The organism is Pseudovibrio axinellae, from assembly GCF_900110875.1.
Taxonomy (GTDB): domain Bacteria; phylum Pseudomonadota; class Alphaproteobacteria; order Rhizobiales; family Stappiaceae; genus Pseudovibrio; species Pseudovibrio axinellae.
On sequence record NZ_FOFM01000002.1, the window covers coordinates 221634 to 241778 of the forward strand.

General features: G+C 49.3%; 18 protein-coding genes. 10 read left to right on the top strand and 8 right to left on the bottom strand.

What is annotated here, in order from left to right:
• Positions 1 to 17: 17 nt before the first annotated feature.
• Both BMZ51_RS05970 and BMZ51_RS05975 read left to right on the top strand, forming a co-directional pair.
• On the top strand, positions 18 to 869 hold the full coding sequence (locus BMZ51_RS05970; protein ID WP_068004702.1) for an SDR family oxidoreductase: 852 nt from the start codon (positions 18 to 20) through the stop codon (positions 867 to 869).
• A 139-nt stretch (positions 870 to 1008) separates the two neighbouring features.
• A complete protein-coding gene (locus tag BMZ51_RS05975; RefSeq protein ID WP_068004700.1) occupies positions 1009 to 3030 on the top strand; it encodes an SEL1-like repeat protein in 2022 nt (673 codons plus the stop codon).
• A 123-nt stretch (positions 3031 to 3153) separates the two neighbouring features.
• Here BMZ51_RS05975 and BMZ51_RS05980 read toward each other — a convergent pair whose 3' ends face one another.
• Positions 3154 to 3606, bottom strand: coding sequence for a GNAT family N-acetyltransferase (locus BMZ51_RS05980; protein WP_068004752.1), 453 nt, complete (start codon positions 3604 to 3606; stop codon positions 3154 to 3156).
• An 18-nt stretch (positions 3607 to 3624) separates the two neighbouring features.
• Positions 3625 to 4773: an MFS transporter gene (locus BMZ51_RS05985; protein ID WP_068004698.1), complete on the bottom strand. Its 1149-nt coding sequence runs from the start codon at positions 4771 to 4773 to the stop codon at positions 3625 to 3627.
• A gap of 182 nt (positions 4774 to 4955) precedes the next feature.
• Between BMZ51_RS05985 and BMZ51_RS05990 the strand changes: the two genes are divergently transcribed.
• The 6 genes from BMZ51_RS05990 to BMZ51_RS06015 all read left to right on the top strand — a co-directional run bounded on the left by BMZ51_RS05990 (position 4956) and on the right by BMZ51_RS06015 (position 9340).
• On the top strand, positions 4956 to 5486 hold the full coding sequence (locus tag BMZ51_RS05990) for a TspO/MBR family protein (RefSeq protein ID WP_208979326.1): 531 nt from the start codon (positions 4956 to 4958) through the stop codon (positions 5484 to 5486).
• A gap of 41 nt (positions 5487 to 5527) precedes the next feature.
• Complete coding sequence (locus tag BMZ51_RS05995) at positions 5528 to 5722, top strand: twin transmembrane helix small protein (RefSeq protein ID WP_068004749.1); 195 nt, start codon at positions 5528 to 5530, stop codon at positions 5720 to 5722.
• Positions 5723 to 5746: 24 nt separating this feature from the next.
• Positions 5747 to 6322: a cob(I)yrinic acid a,c-diamide adenosyltransferase gene (locus BMZ51_RS06000; protein ID WP_068004697.1), complete on the top strand. Its 576-nt coding sequence runs from the start codon at positions 5747 to 5749 to the stop codon at positions 6320 to 6322.
• A 287-nt stretch (positions 6323 to 6609) separates the two neighbouring features.
• Positions 6610 to 7359 (top strand): electron transfer flavoprotein subunit beta/FixA family protein, encoded by a 750-nt coding sequence (locus BMZ51_RS06005; protein WP_068004695.1) that lies wholly within the window; start codon positions 6610 to 6612, stop codon positions 7357 to 7359.
• Positions 7360 to 7383: 24 nt separating this feature from the next.
• Positions 7384 to 8313 (top strand): electron transfer flavoprotein subunit alpha/FixB family protein, encoded by a 930-nt coding sequence (locus tag BMZ51_RS06010; RefSeq protein WP_068004693.1) that lies wholly within the window; start codon positions 7384 to 7386, stop codon positions 8311 to 8313.
• A 145-nt stretch (positions 8314 to 8458) separates the two neighbouring features.
• On the top strand, positions 8459 to 9340 hold the full coding sequence (locus BMZ51_RS06015) for a 3-hydroxybutyryl-CoA dehydrogenase (RefSeq protein ID WP_068004747.1): 882 nt from the start codon (positions 8459 to 8461) through the stop codon (positions 9338 to 9340).
• Positions 9341 to 9404: 64 nt separating this feature from the next.
• On the opposite strand, the gene BMZ51_RS06020 is transcribed toward BMZ51_RS06015, so the two are convergent.
• Both BMZ51_RS06020 and BMZ51_RS06025 read right to left on the bottom strand, forming a co-directional pair.
• Positions 9405 to 10550, bottom strand: coding sequence for a CobW family GTP-binding protein (locus tag BMZ51_RS06020; RefSeq protein WP_068004691.1), 1146 nt, complete (start codon positions 10548 to 10550; stop codon positions 9405 to 9407).
• A gap of 25 nt (positions 10551 to 10575) precedes the next feature.
• On the bottom strand, positions 10576 to 11907 hold the full coding sequence (locus BMZ51_RS06025; protein WP_068004690.1) for a D-alanyl-D-alanine carboxypeptidase family protein: 1332 nt from the start codon (positions 11905 to 11907) through the stop codon (positions 10576 to 10578).
• A gap of 462 nt (positions 11908 to 12369) precedes the next feature.
• Between BMZ51_RS06025 and BMZ51_RS06030 the strand changes: the two genes are divergently transcribed.
• Both BMZ51_RS06030 and acs read left to right on the top strand, forming a co-directional pair.
• A complete protein-coding gene (locus BMZ51_RS06030) occupies positions 12370 to 12960 on the top strand; it encodes a glutathione S-transferase family protein (RefSeq protein ID WP_068004688.1) in 591 nt (196 codons plus the stop codon).
• 207 nt (positions 12961 to 13167) lie between these two features.
• Entirely contained in the window at positions 13168 to 15117 is a 1950-nt protein-coding gene (gene acs, locus BMZ51_RS06035; protein ID WP_068004687.1) for an acetate--CoA ligase, read from the top strand.
• A gap of 64 nt (positions 15118 to 15181) precedes the next feature.
• Here the strand turns inward: acs and BMZ51_RS06040 are convergent, their stop codons facing one another.
• The 4 genes from BMZ51_RS06040 to BMZ51_RS06055 form a co-directional block, all read right to left on the bottom strand.
• Entirely contained in the window at positions 15182 to 16636 is a 1455-nt protein-coding gene (locus BMZ51_RS06040; RefSeq protein ID WP_068004685.1) for a TadE/TadG family type IV pilus assembly protein, read from the bottom strand.
• Positions 16637 to 16748: 112 nt separating this feature from the next.
• Positions 16749 to 17339: an HNH endonuclease gene (locus BMZ51_RS06045; protein ID WP_208979327.1), complete on the bottom strand. Its 591-nt coding sequence runs from the start codon at positions 17337 to 17339 to the stop codon at positions 16749 to 16751.
• A 239-nt stretch (positions 17340 to 17578) separates the two neighbouring features.
• On the bottom strand, positions 17579 to 18985 hold the full coding sequence (gene leuC / locus BMZ51_RS06050; RefSeq protein WP_068004684.1) for a 3-isopropylmalate dehydratase large subunit: 1407 nt from the start codon (positions 18983 to 18985) through the stop codon (positions 17579 to 17581).
• 300 nt (positions 18986 to 19285) lie between these two features.
• Positions 19286 to 20143: a metallophosphoesterase gene (locus tag BMZ51_RS06055; RefSeq protein WP_068004682.1), complete on the bottom strand. Its 858-nt coding sequence runs from the start codon at positions 20141 to 20143 to the stop codon at positions 19286 to 19288.
• Between the last annotated feature and the right edge of the window lie 2 nt (positions 20144 to 20145).

The following is a 20145-nucleotide window of genomic DNA, read 5'->3' on the forward strand; positions in this document are numbered from 1 at the left end:
GCAGGTTAGGAACACACGTGACAGACAAGCGTTCCATCCTCATCACCGGGTGTTCCACCGGTATTGGTTATTCTGCAGCCCACATTCTTAAAGATCGCGGCTGGCAGGTTTTCCCAACCTGCCGCAAGCCAGAGGATGTAGAACGCCTGTGCAACGAAGGCTTTACTGCTTTTCATCTGGATTATTGCGCTTCCGAATCGATCCACGCTGCAGTTGAGTCAGTCCTAACCCTCACCAATGGCCGCCTTGATGCGCTTTATAACAATGGTGCGTATGGCCTGCCCGGTGCAATTGAGGACCTGCCAGTCGATGCTTTGCGCCGCCAGTTTGAAGCCAACTTCTTTGGCTGGCACGAGCTAACACAGCGCGTCATTCCAACCATGCGCAAGCAAGGCCATGGCCGCATCGTACAATGCTCTTCCGTCCTAGGCCTCGTCGCCATGGATTATCGCGGAGCCTACAACGCCACCAAATTTGCATTGGAAGGCTACACCGACACATTGCGACTGGAGCTTCATGGCTCCGGCATACAGGTTAGCTTAATCGAACCGGGTCCGATTCAATCCCAGTTCTCCAAAACAGCCGTCAAAATGTTCTATGAAGAGATCGGCGAACCCGCTAAAAACGCCTCCCATTTCCGCGAAAGCTACAACCGCCGCCTTGCCATGCTCGCCAAAGGCGGCACCACAAAATTCAAACTTCCACCCGACGCAGTCGTCAATAAACTCATCCACGCGATAGAAGCCCCCAAAGCAAAAGCCCGTTATTACGTAACCGTTCCAACCTATATCATGGGCACATTACGCCGCATTTTGCCAACCTCCATGGTCGACATGATCCTACGCAGAGCTGCAAACTCGGAGGAGTAAGGGGCAAGCCTTTAATCAGTTGGGTTGAAGCTGATTTGGCTCACATTGCCATTCTCATTGTTATGACAATCAGCTATTCTCAAAACTTAAAATTGTAATTTCTGTTATTATTTGGAGTGTTGCAGATTCGGGAGGATACATGCAGGTACGGCTTCTAACGGTAGCTCTGGTGGCTTGTGCCATTTTGATGCCAAGCCAGTCTCTCCTCCCTGCATACGGATCGTGGCTCAATACCACGACCAGATCTGCGGAACGCGGCTCTGCCCACCACCAATATAAACTTGGATACGCCTACCTTAAAGGCACTCGTGTAGAACGGAATTATGAGACCGCATTAAAATGGTTCCTGCTCGCCGCTGAGCAGGGCCATGCCAGCGCACAGCTAGACGTCGGGTATATGCATGAAAAAGGAAAAGGCGTTCCCAAAGACTATGCAAAAGCTGCCAAATGGTACCGGATGTCCGCAGACAAAGGCAATGCAATCGCTCAGACTAATCTTGGTCTTTTGTATCATAACGGGAATGGCGTTCCCAGAAACGCCAAGGAAGCTGTGAAATGGTATCGCCTCGCTGCAAAACAAGGCAATACCAGAGCGGAACTTGAATTAGGGTACATGTACGAGAAAGGACTAGGCGTACCGCAGGACTATCAAGAAGCCTTTAAATCGTACCAAATTGCGGCTCAGCGCGGGAACACGTGGGCAAAATATAACCTCGCAAGCCTATATCACAATGGACGAGGTGTGCTGCAAGACTACAAAAAAGCTGAAAAATGGTACCGACTAGCAGTTACGAAAAGCCATGCAGAGTCGCAATGGCAGCTTGGGTACATGCATGCTAAAGGCCAAGGCATGCCGAAAGATTACCAGACTGCTGCATTATGGTACCAAAGAGCAGCTGATCAGGGAGTAGCAGCAGCACAATATCGACTTGCACAGCTCTATCAAAATGGGCAAGGTGTTCAGCAAGACCATTATGAGGCCGCAAAGTGGTACCGCCTCGCCGCCGATCAAGACGATGCCAAAGCGCAGTTTGAGCTCGGATATATGCACAGCAACGGCCTTGGCGTTAAGCTGGATCATATCGAAGCAAAAAAATGGTACCGACTAGCAGCCGATAACGGCATCTATATTGCAAAAAGTCGCCTTAACAACCTCGCAGAACTCAAAGAAGACCTGAAGCAACACTATGCCAATGTTGTGACGGAGTACCGCGTAGCCTTTGAGGACCGTCTTGCTAAGTTCCAATACAATCTCGGACGTGCCTACACCAATGGACAAGGCCTAGCCCAAGACTATTCTAAAGCTGCTGAAAGGTTCCGCATTGCAGCCACGCAAGGCCATTCTGACGCACAATTTAATCTTGGTCGCATATATGAATTAGGTCTAGGTGTAACACAAGACGATGCCACCGCTGCAACATGGTACATTCGCGCCGCTGAACAAGGTGTTGCCAAAGCTCAGTTTAACCTCGCCGCCATGTACGCCAACGGGGTCGGCCTGCCAAAAGACCTGACTGAAGCCGTAGCATGGTACCGTATAGCCGCCTCGGCGGGCCTTGCCGACGCACAATTCAAACTCGGGTATATGTATGCGACCGGACAAGGTGTGAAACAAGACGAAGCTGAAGCGGCGAAATGGGTCGGTCTGGCTGCTCAGCAAGACCATGCTGAAGCACAATATCGTTATGGAGTTGCCTTCGAAAACGGTGCTGGCTTGGAAGAAAACCGTTGGCAAGCTGTGCACTGGTACTACCGCGCCGCCAAGCAAAACCATGCAGAAGCACAATATAACCTTGGCCGTGTCTACGCCACTGGGCAAGGCGTTTCACGCGATGAAACCAAAGCTGCAAATTGGGTTTACCGTGCCGCAAAACAGGGGCATGTAGATGCGCAATACCGTATGGGCCTAGCGTTTTATAAGGGAAGTGGCGTAGAAAAGAATATTCATAGCGCATATGTCTGGTTTTATATTGCGGCCGAAAATGGCAGCAAACCTGCACTAAAGAGTCTGGACGACACCGCCAAACTCCTTAGTTCTAAAGAAATCGACCAGGCAGACCGCAAGGCAAGGGCCTTCATGAAAAGCCTGAAAAGCAACAATGAGAAAGATCCGTCGAAATTGCCAGCTAAGCGCAACTTTCTCCCTGTCCTACCCACCTGACCAAGTCTCCGACTAGCACAAGTGCGCCAAACATCAGCATAAAGCCGCTTGATTGCCGAGGTGACTGACAGCAACACGGATGATCAGGTTTCCGTCACACACAACTTGGATCAACAACACTTACTAAAAGCTCTGCCCGCTCAGCGATGGGCACTGCGAGAGAGCCGAAATCTCTGCAAGCGCACGCACATAGACAACGCCGGATTTTTCAAAGGTGTCTCCCTCTATCCGAAAACCAAGGCGCTGATAAAACAAAACAGCATCTTGTCTGGCATCACACCAAAGCTGCTCGGCTTTTTGTAAGTCTGGCTGGCTTGCTGCAAACCGTATGAGACGGCTTCCCACCCCGCAGCCTTGTTTTTCAGGTAAAACCGCGAGCTTACGCAGCCTCACAAAGGGCAGATCGGAAAAGAATGACCCAACACCGATCAAGTTCTCTCCTTCGTAGGCCCCGATATGAAGCGCCTGCTCATCCTTGGGAACTTTTACGCGCTCTATCGGCGAGTCTGGCCAAAGCACGCTCTGACGCAAATTATAGGTCAGAACAGCGGGAATACTTCGAAAACTAACTCTCATTCCAATCACACTCATTGCTCATTTAATCAATGATCGGCTCAGCACCAAACTCATCGCCAACGCTGGCAACAGCAAAATGAAGCCACCTTGGATACCCAGATGGTCCGCAGCATAGCCAATGACCAGCGGACCAACAAGGAAACCACCGAGCGCAATCTGCGTCATCAGCCCCACATTGATTGCTGGAGAACGACCCGGTTTCTCCGCAGCTGCTGTCACCGCAAGTGGAAAACCACCAGAAACACCAAGCCCCACCAAACCAAAGCCAAGCAGCGAGACCATATAGTTGGGTGAAACGACCAGAATACCGACCCCAACCAGCGCAACAACGCAAATTCCCACCGCGGCGCTTTGAACGGAAACGCGAGCACGCAGCCAGTCTCCGCTTAGGCGTCCAACGGTCACCATCATGGCAAAGGCGCTGTAGGCCAGCCCCGCATAACCTGCTGACAGGTCGAAAAGATCTGATACATAAATTGCTGACCAATCAGCAATCGCACCCTCTGTCATAGTAATGCCAAACGCGAAGAAACACACAGCTATCAACGCAGCACCGGGCATCTCAAACCCGCTTGAATGCTTTTCCGCAATATCGGGCACTCGTCCTTCACTCAAACTGTAGGAGGTATAAAGCGCTGGCAACAAAGCCATGCCACTCACCATCAAAACACTTTGAGATGGCCCATACCCAACCCAGGAAAAACCAGAGCTGACCAAACTTCCAACCAACACCCCAAGGCTCCACAACCCGTGACAACCCGACATAATAAGCTGCCCGCTTTTCCGCTCAGTTTTATCCGCAATCACATTCATGCACAGCTCAACAAAAGCAAGCGCACTCCCCACAACCGCCAAATATGCAAAGAGCTGAAAAATGGACCCGGCATACGTTGGAAGCGGCATCAGGCAGATGAAACCAAAAAGCCCTCCTATCAAAAGTTGCCGCACTCCAACTTTCTCAGTCAGCCGCCCTGCGAACATCAATGTCACCAGCAAGCCAACCGGCATACCAACCAAAGCCAGCGCGAACTCGCCATCACTCACATCGAGACGCGATTGAATTTCAGCAATACGCGGAAACCACGCTCCCAGAGCGATAGGCTGAAGAAAAAAGACACCGCGAATAAGTCTCACATCGCGCGCATCGAAAACGGCTTGTTGTGTCATGAAGTGTACTTTGAAGAGAGGGACAACTAATATAAATATCTAGTCTGATATTTTAGAGGAACGCAAGCTGGATACAGCACCTAATAGAACGCTACTCCAAGCATTGACGTAACAACGCAAACCAACGCAGAGATATGCGCATAAAACGCAATTCCGCGCAAAACCGTTCAAAAGGAATTTCCGTGCCCCTGAGCGACACCACAAAAGCAAAACTTAAAAGCCGAGTTGTCTGGAGCCGCCTCGTGGGATGGGGACTTTTATGTTACGCCACAGCAGCTTACGGCGGCATCATCACCTCACCCGCTATTCCAGAGTGGTATGCATCCCTCAACAAGCCCGCTTTCAACCCACCAAACTGGGTCTTCGCACCGGTCTGGAGCATCCTTTATACCCTGCTCGGCATAAGTGTTTGGATAGCAACGGAATTTATGAGCGAACCAGCAAAAGGCAAGCCAACACCGCCTGCCAAAACAAGCATTCAGGTTACATTCGTTATCCTGTTGTTTTTAAATGGAATTTGGTCCTGGGCCTTCTTCGGCCAACAAAACCCCACAACAGGTCTTATTGTCCTTATCCTACTGCTCGCGCTAAGTTTTTTCACGTTTCGACTGTTTTATAGAGCACAAATCTTTGCAGCCTGGCTTTATCTACCCTATCTCCTATGGGTTAGCTTTGCAGCCCTACTTAATATCTCTATTGTGGTCTTGAATTAATCTTACACCTCAATTGAGGTACTCAATTATTGGAGATGTTGATGAGCGGTATTGTTGCCACTCTTGTTCCTATTGCTCTTTTTGCTGTCGCACTCGTCCTTGGGCTTGGTCTTTGGAACATGATGCGCGGCGGAGATCCAAACCGCTCACAGAAGCTTATGAGATACCGCGTCATCCTTCAATTTGCCGCTATCATATTGATTATGATATCTGTTTATCTGGCGAGCACATCCTGATTTTCTCTGGGGGACGGGTATAAAATGGTCACTCTCAATAAGATTTATACAAAAACCGGCGATGACGGCACCACCGCTCTGGGCAGCGGCGAACGCAGGCAGAAGCACGACCTGCGCATCGATGCCTATGGAACGGTCGATGAAACTAACTCAGTAGTAGGCCTCGCCCGCCTGCACGCAGCCAAAGAGTTTCCAAACCTGGATGAACTCTTAGGACAAATTCAAAACGACCTTTTCGATGTCGGCGCAGACCTTGCAACACCAGAGACCGATGAAGATCTCGGCTACGAACCATTGCGCGCCACAGCCAATCAAGTCACCTCATTGGAAGTCGCTATCGACCAGATGAACGTTGAACTTACACCGTTGAAATCATTCGTATTACCTGGTGGAACGCCACTGGCAAGCTACCTGCACCAGGCCAGAACAGTAGCCCGCCGCGCAGAACGTCTGGTCGCCGCACTTGCAGAAAAAGAGCAAGTGAACAAACACGCGCTCCAATATCTCAATCGCCTGTCCGACCTCTTTTTCGTCGCCTCTCGCTACGCAAACCTAAAAGGTGAAGGCGATATTTTATGGGTCGCAGGCAAATATCGTTAGTTTTTTCCAATTCTTGCAACGGCCAAACGATTGACCAATAGGTAAACTATCAACACTTATGGACAACTATCGCCGCTTAAAGGCCACTTCGCATTATACATTGGTTGAAACCCGATACCTATTTACCCTAGGCGATCGTTGACAGCCCTCAAATTGCTGATTACGGTCGCCCAAATTGCAATGCAATATGCATTCCCTTTTGGCTCTGACAGCCCGGCGGAAAGTGTGTCTTATCAACTTTGTTGCGACGCAAACTTCCCTGCATTTCTAGTGGAGGTTCTAGGAACATGAAAATTCTCGTGCCCGTAAAACGGGTCGTAGACTACAACGTAAAAGTTCGCGTTAAGGCGGATGGCTCAGGCGTTGAACTCGCTAACGTCAAAATGTCCATGAACCCTTTCGACGAAATCGCTGTTGAAGAAGCTCTCCGCCTTAAGGAAGCTGGTAAAGCAACAGAGATTATTGTGGTTTCCATTGGCCCTAAACAGTCTACTGAAACCATCCGTACTGGCCTTGCAATGGGCGCGGATCGCGGCATTCTCGTACAAACAGACGATATCGTTGAGCCTCTGGCAGTCGCGAAAGTCCTTAAAGGCATCGTCGAAGAAGAAGAGCCAGGTCTTGTGATCCTTGGCAAGCAGGCAATCGATGACGATTGCAACCAGACAGGTCAGATGCTTGCTGCACTGCTCGGCTGGGCACAGGGCACTTTCGCTTCGAAGGTCGACCTTGGCGACAGCACTGTTGACGTAACCCGCGAAATCGACGGCGGTCTGCAAACTGTTAAGCTGAATATGCCTGCAATCGTAACCACCGATCTGCGCCTTAACGAACCTCGTTACGCTTCTTTGCCGAACATCATGAAAGCGAAGAAGAAGCCGATCGCTGAGAAAACGCTCGCAGATTTCGGCGTTGAAGCAACCCCTCGCCTGAAGGTTCTGAAAACAGCTGAACCAGCATCACGCCAGGCAGGCGTTAAAGTCGCTTCAGTTGACGAGCTTGTATCAAAGCTCAAAAACGAAGCCGGCGTTCTTTAAGATAGGTCAAAAGGAGTTAGCAATATGACCACGCTTCTTGTGGCTGAACATACCAATTCTGCATTGAACGAAGCTACCGCTAAAGCGCTGACAGCAGCTGCTGAAATGGGTGGAGACGTTCATATCCTTGTTGCTGGTAAAGACTGCGGTGCAGCAGCCGACGCTGCTACCAAGTTGGCAGGCGTTTCAAAAGTGCTTGTAGCTGACGATGCAGCTTATGAGCATCAGCTCGCTGAAACAGTTGGCGATCTGATCGTCTCACTTGCAGGCGACTACGACGCTATTGTTTCTGCCGCTACAACAAACGGTAAAAACACCCTGCCACGTGTAGCTGCAAAGCTTGATGTGATGCAAGTCTCAGACGTTATCGCTGTGGAATCTGCCGATACATTCCAGCGTCCAATCTACGCAGGCAACGCAATTCAGACTGTACAGTCGACTGATGCTAAAAAAGTGCTGACTGTTCGCACAGCATCATTCGCAGCTACTGCCGAAGGCGGCGCGGCAACAGTTGAAGCTGCTACACCTGCTGCAGACCCAGAAATCTCCTCCTTCGTTGGAGAAGAAATCGCTGCTTCTGATCGTCCAGAACTGGCAGGCGCAAAGATCATCATCTCCGGTGGCCGTGCTCTTGGCTCCGAAGAGAAGTTCAACGAAGTCATCACTCCAGTTGCTGACAAGCTTGGCGCTGCAATCGGTGCATCCCGTGCCGCTGTAGATGCAGGTTATGCTCCAAACGATTGGCAGGTCGGTCAAACTGGTAAAGTGGTAGCGCCTGATCTTTACATTGCTTGCGGCATATCCGGTGCAATTCAGCACCTTGCAGGCATGAAAGACTCCAAGGTCATCGTTGCAATTAACAAGGACGAAGAAGCGCCAATCTTCCAGGTTGCGGACTACGGCCTTGTTGCAGATCTCTTCGAAGCTCTGCCGGAGCTGGAGAAAGCCCTCTAATCATATTTGATTAGCGTTTCATGAACCCCAAGATGTTAATATTTCATTCTGGGGTTCTTGCTGTTTAAGGCAAGGCTTGCGATGTATGTTTTGCGAGAACGCCAAACTGCGTTCAAATGGTGCTTGTAAGAATTTGGATCTGACAATGGTGGTCGAAGTAAAAAAAGTCGGTGTAATTGGCGCTGGTCAAATGGGCAATGGCATCGCGCATGTGAGTGCATTGGCCGGATATGATGTGGTGCTTCACGACATATCCCAGGATCGGATCGACAACGGTCTTGCCAGCATCAGCGGCAACATGGCCCGACAGCTCGCAAAAGGCACCTTAACTGAAGAGGCTCGCAATCTTGCTCTTGCACGTATCACGACCTCTGAAAATGTATCCTCGCTAGCGGATGCAGACCTCGTTATAGAAGCCGTCAGCGAAAACGAGCAGATCAAACGCAAGGTTTTTCAAAGCGTTTGTCCCATTCTTAAGCCTGAAGCAATTCTGAGCACAAATACGTCTTCTATTTCCATCACGCGCCTTGCATCTGCAACTGACCGTCCAGAAAAATTCATTGGTATCCACTTTATGAATCCGGTTCCAGTTATGGAGCTTGTGGAACTTGTGCGCGGCATCGCAACCAGTGATGATACCTTTGAAATTTCCAAGGGCTATACACTCGGTCTGAAAAAAACAATCGCGGTTTCCGAAGACTTCCCAGCCTTCATGGTGAACCGTATTCTGCTGCCAATGATCAACGAGGCAATTTACACTCTCTATGAGGGTGTTGGTTCTGTTGAAGCCATTGATACAGCAATGCGCTTGGGCGCAAACCATCCAATGGGTCCGCTTCAGCTGGCCGATTTCATTGGTCTGGACACTTGCTTGTCCATCATGCAGGTCCTTTATGAAGGCCTTGCAGATACCAAGTACCGCCCCTGCCCACTATTGGTTAAATATGTTGAAGCAGGTTGGCTTGGTCGCAAAACCCAACGCGGTTTCTACGACTATCGCGGTGAAGTCCCAGTCCCGACGCGCTAAGACATAGATAGATACAAAAAAGCCCGCTCACTTTGCGGGCTTTTTTAATATTTGAAGCAGTCGGCTACTTAAACGTGCCGCTAAACCCGCCGATGGACAGCGGGTTATCCATCATAGCGGTTTGATCAGGCGTGTCAGACGCAACGCCGCCTGTGAAGGCATCAAATATCTTCCTGACAAAGCCCTCAGACAGTCCCTTCGTGATAAACACTAGGCGTGTGCGATGGTCCTCATCAGGCCATGCTTCAAGGCGCGTTGGCGGGTGGAATACATGCTGCACGCCATGAACGACCAAAGGTTTGTCTGGGCATTCCACGGTCTTAATAATTCCTTTAATGCGCAATAGCTTAGGTCCATGAGCCGAACGTAACAGATCTAAAAACATCTCCAGAGCAGCGTTTGATATCGCCCGATCCGTCTCCATTGTAAATGCACGAATATCTTTGCCATGCCGGTTTTGATCATGGGAGTGGTGGTGCCCCTCACCATGATGATGGCCATGAGCGGCATGATCTTCCTTATATGCCTCTTCTCGCAGCCATCTTTGAACATCTGGGATCTTTGTATCAGGATTATAAAGACCACAATTAATGAGTGCTGAGGCGCTTGCGGAGCCATCTTGCGCGTTTAAAACTTGCGCACCTGGATTGAGGTGCTTCAGCTCAGTCATCAGTCCTGCCGAGGGTTCCTGCAAATCGGTTTTGGTAAGGACAATCCGATCTGCCACTGCAATCTGCTTGACCGCTTCTTCCTGTGAATTGATCGTATCCAAACCGTTCACTGCATCAACAAGCGTCACCACACCGTCTAGCCGATAGCGCATCAGCAGATAAGGGTGCAGCATGACCGTGTGCAGTACCGGAGCAGGATCAGCCAAACCAGTGGTTTCGATGATCACGCGATCGATCTTCTTCATCCGGCCATTATCAATACGGCGCAAGATATCTTCCAGTGTATTAATGAGATCGCCGCGAATAGTGCAGCATAAACAACCGGATGAGAGCTCAATTATACCATCATCAATGTTATCGACCAGAAGATGATCCAGACCGATTTCACCAAACTCATTGATGATAACGGCCGTATTCTCCAAAACAGGCTCTTTCAGGATTCGATTGAGAAGCGTGGTTTTGCCTGCTCCTAAAAAGCCTGTAATCACACTCAATGGAATTGGGGTCGGCGGACTCCGCCTCTCTTGTGTACTAGCCATATTTCTGCACTGCCTGTAGCTACGGTTACTGCCTTCTACCGAAGACAGCTGTATTAGCATATAGGCCACCAGGACTGCCAAACAAATCTCTTCTGGTGTTCGACCTCAACGGATGCAAAGAGGCGCCCTTTCCAATCGGGACATTCAAGATCCCTCCGATTGGCTTGTTCTCCAAACTAGTTTCAGAACCCGGCTTTGGCATCGGTAAGGGAACACCATTTCCTAACTTTTTAAGTGCCACAACAGGATGCTCGTTTCCAATACGAACGGTAACAGGTGCATAATCCTTAAGTTGCGGACCTAGAATTTCTTCATACACCAGAGACCAATTTACCTTCTTCTTAGAAAGGCGGATAGACTTGCCACTTGGACTTGGGCTCGCAGCATCAGCATAAGCCATCATGCCAACCGCACCACGCTTGCTGCCGAATCGGTCAACGAGTTGCTGAGCTGTTGGTTTCGCGTTGCGCTTACAATAATGGTCTTTAGGCGGATTCGGGTTGCCGCTTCCTCGAAACGAAGAAATCCTAGCTCCGTTGGTTTTCTTAAACCCGCTATCAATGAGTTTTTGCGCAAACGCTGAACGTTCCAAACTGGATGCAGCTCCCAAAATAACAGCTATAATAGTTCTGCCATTCCGTGTCGCTGACGTCGCCACATTGAAACCGGAGTTACAAATGTAACCGGTTTTCAACCCGTTAGCCCCGGCAGTGCGCAGCAGGTAGTCTCGGTTCCCAGAGCGGAATGTTCTGCGGCCAAAGCGTATGCCAGGGTGACTCAAATAGGCACGGTATTGCGGAAACTCCTGCCAAAGTGCACGCGCCAGAATTGCCATATCACGCGCACTCGTTACCTGGCGATTATCCGGCAAACCGTGCGGGTTAACAAAATTGGTATGCGTCATACCTAACCGGCGCGATGTGGCATTCATCCTTTTGATGAAATTTTCTTCCGTGCCTCCCAACCGCTCAGCGATGGCAACCGCAATATCGTTTGCTGACTTCACAAGGATCATTTTCAGCGCATTATCGAGCGTAATTGTGGTCCCGACTTTAAAACCCATTTTGCTGGGAGGCTGATTGAGTGCATTTTGTGAAACCATCACCATATCACTCATAGCCATCTCTCCTTTGGAGATGGTCTGAAAAGCGACATAAGCAGTCATCATTTTCGTGAGGGATGCTGGGTACCAACGATCAGAGGCACCATGCTGCTCTAAAACACGGCCATTATCTGCATCGAGCAATAACCAAGTGGCAATATCTGCACGGGCACTCGAAAGTGCTGCAGCCAGCGCCACAGCAAAGAAAGAAACAAATCGAATGTTGCGCGCAATCCAATAAATCGAAAAATTCACGATCCTGTCGCTCCACACCTACAAGTTCTTGCGGCAAAAAATTACTTTCAAAGCCGACTTAGATAGCACCGCGGCTGAATAAATTTCGTGAACAGCCCAAGCTACCCTTTGGCAGTACCGTAGGGGTAAACAATGAAAACTATGTCACCAGACGCCCACAATACAGACGGTGTCTCTCCCAAAATATTAGGGGCAACGATACCAGTAAAAGGCTGCCACCTCCAAACATTTCAGCGCATTTTTTTCGATGGGTATTGTTGGAAATTAAGTTATCAAAGACCCATTGCACCAATCACCCCTTTAGTTATCGGGGGCGACGGCTTTAGAGCAACGATTACCTGTCAACACTGCCGATTTGAAAGACTCTCATTTCTTTGACGAAACCTTATCCTCAAGTAGCAATCAAAGAGCCTTTTCTTTTCTGCAATCCCCACGGATGATCAGGCTCAACAGGAGAACCTCATGTACAAAGTTATTGGCCACCCGCAATCACGAACCATGCGTGTATTATGGACACTGGAAGAGTTGGGGTTGCCCTATGAGGTTGTGCCTTGCAAACCTCACCAAGATGAAATTCGTGCGGTAAACCCATCAGGAAAGATCCCTGCTTTAACGGTTGGCGATGACACGATCTACGATTCAACTGCAATCTGCACGTATTTAGCAGACAAACACGACGCTCTTACTTTTCCTGCGGGAAGCCTCGACCGCGCGAAACAGGATAGTTTTACAAACTTCGCCCTGGATGAAATGGACTCCATCCTTTGGATGGCTGCAAAGCACTCATTTATTCATCCAGCAGAAAAACGTATTCCTGACATTAAGGCCACTTGTAAGTTTGAATGGGCAAACTCAATGAAGCAGTTCGAACAACGGCTCAGCGAGAATACCTGGGCGATGGGCGACACATTCACGATTGCAGATATCATCATCGGGCATTGTGCGTTCTGGGCCCGGCTATCTAAGTTTGAGTGGCCAGAAGGCGCCGTCAGTGAATATTTCACTAGGGTCCTAGCACGTCCAACACTGGCCAACGCCTCTGCTAAACTGTAACCGGACACAAGGTGAGGGCGCACATTTTTGCCCTCACACAATTCACCTGTCTCTGTAAGATCGTCGTGCAAGCTTGAACCAGACCTAGGGACAATAGGACCTACGAAAGTTCGAAGCATAAGCGCTAGACGCCCTAACGGCACCTGCCCATAATACACTCAAGAGTTGGGTATGTGATTACCCGTGGAGAAAATGGGGAGATTGACCATGATTGGTGATGTGTATCCAGTACCGGCTGAGATTGCCGAGAATGCCCTGCTCAACAACGAGCAGTATTTGGAGATGTACAAGAAGTCCGTTGAAGACCCTGACGGTTTTTGGGGCGAACACGGAAAGCGGATTGACTGGATCAAGCCATATTCAACGGTCAAAAACACGTCTTACGACTATCACAATGTTTCCATCAAATGGTTTGAAGACGGCACATTAAACGTAGCGGCAAACTGTATTGATCGACATTTGGCCGAACGTGGCGACCAGCCTGCGATCATCTGGGAGGGGGATGAACCGGATCAAAGCAAGACAATCACGTACAAGCAGCTTTCCGAGGCGGTAAACCGCTTTGCGAACATGATGCTTGCGAACGGCGTTAAGAAAGGTGACCGCGTCACCGTTTACATGCCAATGATTCCAGAAGCAGCCTATGCAATGCTGGCATGTGCCCGCATCGGCGCTGTCCACTCAGTTGTATTTGGAGGCTTCTCGCCCGACAGTCTGGCAGGGCGCATCGAGGATTGTGAATCCCGTTTCGTTATTACAGCTGACGAAGGTGTCCGAGGCGGTAGAACCGTCCCTCTCAAAGAAAACACGGATCGCGCAATCGAGAAATGCGGCAACGTCGATAAAGTCTTCGTGGTAAAGCGGACCGGTGGCGACATCAAAATGATGGAAGGCCGAGACCTCTGGTATCACGAGGAAATCGAGAAAGTTTCTGCAGAGTGCGCCCCAGCTGAGATGAATGCTGAGGACCCACTCTTCATTCTCTACACCTCAGGCTCCACAGGGCAGCCAAAAGGTGTCATGCACACCTCTGGTGGCTACCTAGTCTATGCATCCATGACACACCAATACGTCTTTGATTACCATCCAGGAGAAGTCTACTGGTGTACTGCGGATGTCGGGTGGGTAACTGGTCATAGCTACATCCTGTACGGGCCCCTTGCAAACGGTGCTACAACACTCATGTTTGAGGGCGTTCCAACCTATCCGACCCCTGCCCGCTTTTGGGAAGTATGTGACAAACATAATGTCAACATCTTCTACACCGCTCCCACTGCGATCAGAGCTTTAATGGGTGCTGGAAACGAGCACGTCACGAACACATCACGCAAGTCACTTCGCATCTTGGGCTCTGTGGGCGAGCCAATCAACCCCGAGGCATGGCTGTGGTACCACAACATAATCGGCGATCAACGCTGCCCTATCGTTGATACGTGGTGGCAAACGGAAACAGGTGGCATCCTCATTACACCTCTACCAGGTGCAACTGATCTCAAACCCGGTTCGGCAACACGCCCGTTCTTCGGTATCCAGCCGGCAATTGTTGATGCAGAAGGCAATTTCCAGGAAGGTGCCACCGAAGGAAACCTCGTCATCACAGATAGTTGGCCGGGTCAGATGCGCACCGTTTACGGCGATCATGAGCGTTTCATCCAAACTTACTTCGCAACGTACAAGGGCATGTATTTCACAGGCGATGGCTGTCGCCGGGATGAAGATGGATATTATTGGATCACGGGACGCGTGGATGATGTGATCAACGTATCTGGTCACCGCATGGGCACGGCTGAAGTAGAAAGCTCCCTCGTCGCGCACCCAGACGTCTCTGAAGCGGCTGTAGTGGGCTATCCGCACGATGTGAAGGGACAAGGCATCTACGCATATGTAACCCTCATGGAAGGCTTAGAGCCGACGGAGGAGCTGAAAAAGAAACTCGTTCACCATGTGCGTGCAGAGATCGGTCCGATTGCCTCGCCTGATCTCATTCAGTTTGCTCCCGGCCTACCAAAAACTAGAAGTGGAAAAATCATGCGCCGCATCCTGCGGAAAATTGCTGAAGATAGCTTCGACAACCTGGGCGATACATCGACCTTGGCAGACCCAACCGTTGTGGGTGACCTGATAGACAACCGACAAAACAAAGTTGAAGTCATTTAAGACAGCAGAACTAGTTCCATCCTCCCGCATAATATGCGGGAGGAATTTTTACTGCGAAATCAATTTATTGAGACAGATATATATCTTTAATGTCGTTTGCAATCTTCTCAAAAGCCAGGATCAACGCACTTTCATTGGTAGCTAAATAGAAGGTGTCATCATTAGAAGCACAGTCTTCCATCACACGCCTTTCCCGATTGGAAGTGCCAAAATAAATAGAGTATATTGTGATATTCTGCGACTTCATATTGGAACAGACTGCCTTTGCTCTCATAGAAGAGGTTCCCTTGGGGCCGCTTGAAGATTCCTCATCCCAGTCTACAAATTCAGCCAGATCCTCATGCTCTTGGCGAGTGAACTTATTTGACCCGTCTGGATTAGGGCCAGGGGTCCAAGTTCCCTCGTCAATTTTGTCGTCAATCAGTTCTTTTCTTGCATCCTCAACATCCTCATAGTCGTCCCTATCACGATGATAGCGGTTGAAATCTCCATCGGTCATGAACACTGCATATTTTCGAAGATTCTCCGTTTCATAAGCAAGAGGCTCACTTCCAGAGGGCCAAAAATCCGCCCACTTTGGGGATATTGTGTACCAACCCCATGTGATCCCAATGTGCCCTGCAGTTCCATCATCAGCAGACAGGTCACTAATTACAGAGAGTATTTTATTGCGATCAGCAGTGAGTGAGACCACTTCAGCATCTGCAGGACAATCTTCAAAGCCAGCGCCGATATAGTCCGTATTACCTTCATCATCTTCAAAATCATGGGCGACGTCTGTAGCGGCTTGATCAGTTATCCGCTCATGGACACATCCTGACTCGCTTATCGTGAAAGTAGCTTGTTCGGCCAGGTCATTAGCAAGCTTCACACCTTCATTGTAAGGAACAAATGACATTCGAATCTTACTTTTCGCTTGATTCGTACCTTCTGGGAGTAGCGCATCCAGCAGTCTCGTCGAGGCTGTTTTCAATGTATCGATATCAGATGACATCGAACCGGTGACATCAACAACGACCGCCACCTCAACGTCATTTCGTGGAAACCGCGCTGTCGAACTTGTGGCAACAGTGATCTTATCAAGGCTATCATCATCTGAGCGTGTCAAAATATTAAGCAGTGGACTAAAGCTATTATTCAATTCGGCTGTCGCACTGGCCGAAATAAAATCGGCACCGACCGTATAATTCACGACAGGAGTAGCGACAACGGTATCGCTACCCTCCGACAAAGCAAGGTTGGCCGCGAAGTACTCTTCGACCATTGTTTGAACGTCGTCTTCACTCAAAGTCGTCGTTGCAAGATTATTTGCTACAGCTAGTACTGCCGCATCCAATGACTGATTGACAGCACGGCGTGTGTTAAAAGCTAATCCAAAATCTATTGCCATTCCCGCAAATACAATGAGCAAGACCATCAAAAAGGCAACAAGGACAGCAACCACACCACCTTCAGAGCGCTTGAATTGCTTGAATATTTCGGAAATCCGTCCCCAGTAACCCATATTGAAGCCCACCATCTACACCCGTGCATTTATATCAAGCATAATATAACGGGCGTGACAGAGGAAATAATGCATCAACTTTGAGGAGAGTTTTGAGTTGAATGGATAATAGAGTGTTAACTCAATATTACGGCTCTAGCTCACTGTCCCAATATAGGAAGTCCAACCAGCTCTCATGCAGGTAGTTTGGCGGAAACAAACGTCCGTTATTGTGCAGGTCCTGAACGCGTGGAACGAATGGCATTTGCACCGGACGCATGTTCATTTCCTGCCAGGACTTATTTGCCTTACGGAGATTGCAAGGAGAGCATGCCGTTATGACATTGCCCCAAGTCGTCAAACCGCCCTTACTGCGCGGTATCAGATGATCAAACGTGAGATCATTTCTAGACCCGCAATACTGGCACTCGAACCTGTCTCTCAAAAAGACATTAAATCTCGTAAACGCTGGATTTCTTTGAGTTTTTACAAACGATTTTAACGCAACAACGCTTGGAAGTTGAAACTCAAAACTCGGGCTACGCACCACCTGATCATACTTGGAAACAATGTTTACACGGTCCAAAAAGACAGCCTTGACTGTTTCTTGCCAGCCCCACAAGGATAAGGGATAGTAAGACAAAGGCCGATAGTCTGCATTCAATACCAGCGCTGGGAAGGCGCCTTCTGAAACAATTACGCTCACACCATGCTCCCAAGTCTCTTTCGGAACATCCATGCCAAACAAGAGGCACTTTGAGATGCTGTGATATTGTAGACAGTAAATGACGACAATGTGAAGTCACTAGCCCTCTTACTTCAAGGAATGAGGGGTAATTTAATGATCAGCCTCAATACATCTATAGATATCAAATAGTTATGCCGCAAAAAATATTTCTAAATTGCTTTGAAGACAACAAAAAAGCGAGAATAGCCTACTATTCTCGCTTCCCGTATAACATCAAATTTTAAAGCTGATTACTTCCAGTCACGGACATCAACGAAACGACCTGCAATCGCCGCCGCAGCAGCCATACCTGGAGAAACAAGGTGGGTACGCCCCTTAAACCCCTGACGGCCTTCAAAGTTACGGTTGGATGTTGAAGCACATCGCTCACCTGGCTTGAGCTTATCTGCATTCATCGCCAAGCACATGGAGCAACCAGGCTCACGCCATTCAAAACCAGCTTCCTTGAAGATCTCGTCCAAGCCCTCGGCTTCAGCCTGAGCTTTCACCAAACCGGAACCCGGTACAACCATCGCACTTACACGGTCAGAGACCACCTTGCCTTTGACAACCGCAGCCGCTTCACGAAGATCCTCGATCCGGCCATTGGTGCAAGACCCAACGAACACGCGATCAACTTTGATATCCGTGATCTTCTGACCAGCTTCGACACCCATATATTCAAGTGCACGCTCTTTGGAAGCACGACGGGCTTCATCATCAATATCAGCAGGATCTGGTACGTTTCCAGTTACAGAAACAACATCTTCAGGTGAAGACCCCCAAGTTACGATTGGCGGTAAGTTGGCTGCATCCAGAACAATTTCTTTGTCAAACACAGCACCTTCATCGGTGTACAGACCTTTCCAGTAATTCAACGCCTGTTGCCATGCAGCCCCTTTCGGAGCCTTAGGGCGGCCATCAAGATACTCAAAAGTCTTTTCATCTGGAGCAATCAATCCAGCACGCGCACCCGCTTCAATGGACATGTTACAAACCGTCATGCGACCTTCCATAGACAAGCTGCGGATTGCTTCTCCTGCATATTCGATGACGTAACCAGTTCCACCAGCTGTACCAAGCTCACCGATGATAGCCAACACGATGTCTTTAGCTGTAACCCCGCCCGGAAGCAGGCCGTTTACAGTCACGCGCAGATTTTTTGCTTTTTTCTGGATAAGCGTCTGGGTTGCGAGCACATGCTCAACCTCAGAGGTGCCAATGCCATGTGCCAGAGAGCCAAAGGCCCCATGTGTAGATGTATGGCTGTCACCGCAAACAATAGTCATACCCGGCAGAGTAAAGCCCTGCTCTGGCCCAACAATATGCACAACGCCCTGACGCTGATCCAACTCAGAATAATACTCGACACCAAACTCGGCCGCGTTCTTAGCAAGTGTTTCAACCTGCAAAGCGCTTTCTGGGTCATCAATGCCTTTAGAGCGATCCGTTGTAGGCACATTATGGTCAACAACAGCAAGAGTACGCTTCGGGTGGCGAACCTTGCGACCAGCCATACGCAGGCCTTCAAATGCCTGGGGACTTGTAACTTCGTGTACCAGATGACGATCAATGTAAAGCAGGCAAGTTCCATCTTCTTGCTCACTGACCACGTGGTGGTCCCAGATCTTATCGTAAAGAGTTTTGGCCTGCGACATTGCGCTTGTCTCCTGGAAATAACTGATCGTTGCCCTTCGTTAAAATTCTGATCGCACCAACCAAGCGCTCAAGAACCGAAAAATGATCAGTCACTTTATTCTTGCAGCTCTAAGCGGCCGCATAACTAAGTTGACGGGGCCACCAATAAAAGCAGCACTCGCTATACTGTCCTTATTATTTGACCCAGAACCGCAAAATATCAAGCGCCTTTGCCTTGAGATTCTCTCAAGATGAAGGTGTAATGTAAGCAAACTGGAAGCAGGCTCATATTCAGAAGAGCTCGCCCATTCATGTTCGCTCTAAACATATATTTCAATTAGCAAAACTTCTGGCGGACATAAAAATCGAATTGGGAGACCAGAACACCCCAGACCACTTCCGACGATCAAAGTGCTTTCGTTTTCCTCAAAAGCTCCTCTTGCATATTTTAGATCAAGTCTAGACGGAATTGTTAATGCACCGATAAAGGGCAGCCGCACCTGACCTCCATGAGTATGCCCACTTATCGTTACATCCACATGGTCTTTTGACTTCACAAAAATGTCGGGCTCGTGCGCCAGCAGAACTCTTAAGGCAGCATCCTCTTCAACCAGGCTCAAGGCTGCATCAAGATCATCTCGGCGCCCACTCCCATGAAGTTGCTCAGCTTTTCCGTATTGATCACCAAGTCCTATGAACCACACATGAGAGTTTCCACGCGTAGAGACACGCAGCGCCCTGTTTTCTAGAACCGTCACCCCGTTTGCTTCTAAAGCCTCTCTGGCTTCCTCTCCTCCTTCCAACCAATCATGATTACCCAAAACACCTAAAACGCCCAGAGGAGCCCTTAAAGCCGACATTGGCTTAGCCCATGCAGATGCCGTCTCCAGCGGTTTTGCAAATGGACTGTGCATTCCAGTGTGATAGTCGCCGAGCAGCGCGACAACATCTGCATCCAACTCATTCACACGAGTAACAATCCGTGTAATCCGCTCTGGCCCCATCCAGGGCCAGCAAGCATGTAGATCTGTAATGACGGCGACCTTCAGAGGTTTTTGCCCCAACGCTTCAGGAGATTTAACGACTTTATGTCGCACGACTTTGAGCAATAAAAGCGGCTCGACAAAAACCGCATACATGCCAAGTACAACAACAAAAATGAAAATGAAGGCCAGCATTA

Coding starts and splice junctions, on each gene's coding strand:
- BMZ51_RS06040 (WP_068004685.1), bottom strand. CDS start 16,636: ATGGTGGGCTTCAATATGGGTTACTGGGGACGGATTTCCGAAATATTC.
- BMZ51_RS06015 (WP_068004747.1), top strand. CDS start 8,459: ATGGTGGTCGAAGTAAAAAAAGTCGGTGTAATTGGCGCTGGTCAAATG.
- BMZ51_RS06045 (WP_208979327.1), bottom strand. CDS start 17,339: ATGGATGTTCCGAAAGAGACTTGGGAGCATGGTGTGAGCGTAATTGTT.
- BMZ51_RS06030 (WP_068004688.1), top strand. CDS start 12,370: ATGTACAAAGTTATTGGCCACCCGCAATCACGAACCATGCGTGTATTA.
- acs (WP_068004687.1), top strand. CDS start 13,168: ATGATTGGTGATGTGTATCCAGTACCGGCTGAGATTGCCGAGAATGCC.
- BMZ51_RS06010 (WP_068004693.1), top strand. CDS start 7,384: ATGACCACGCTTCTTGTGGCTGAACATACCAATTCTGCATTGAACGAA.
- BMZ51_RS05985 (WP_068004698.1), bottom strand. CDS start 4,773: ATGACACAACAAGCCGTTTTCGATGCGCGCGATGTGAGACTTATTCGC.
- BMZ51_RS06005 (WP_068004695.1), top strand. CDS start 6,610: ATGAAAATTCTCGTGCCCGTAAAACGGGTCGTAGACTACAACGTAAAA.
- BMZ51_RS06055 (WP_068004682.1), bottom strand. CDS start 20,143: ATGCTGGCCTTCATTTTCATTTTTGTTGTTGTACTTGGCATGTATGCG.
- leuC (WP_068004684.1), bottom strand. CDS start 18,985: ATGTCGCAGGCCAAAACTCTTTACGATAAGATCTGGGACCACCACGTG.
- BMZ51_RS06020 (WP_068004691.1), bottom strand. CDS start 10,550: ATGGCTAGTACACAAGAGAGGCGGAGTCCGCCGACCCCAATTCCATTG.
- BMZ51_RS05975 (WP_068004700.1), top strand. CDS start 1,009: ATGCAGGTACGGCTTCTAACGGTAGCTCTGGTGGCTTGTGCCATTTTG.
- BMZ51_RS05980 (WP_068004752.1), bottom strand. CDS start 3,606: ATGAGAGTTAGTTTTCGAAGTATTCCCGCTGTTCTGACCTATAATTTG.
- BMZ51_RS06000 (WP_068004697.1), top strand. CDS start 5,747: ATGGTCACTCTCAATAAGATTTATACAAAAACCGGCGATGACGGCACC.
- BMZ51_RS05995 (WP_068004749.1), top strand. CDS start 5,528: ATGAGCGGTATTGTTGCCACTCTTGTTCCTATTGCTCTTTTTGCTGTC.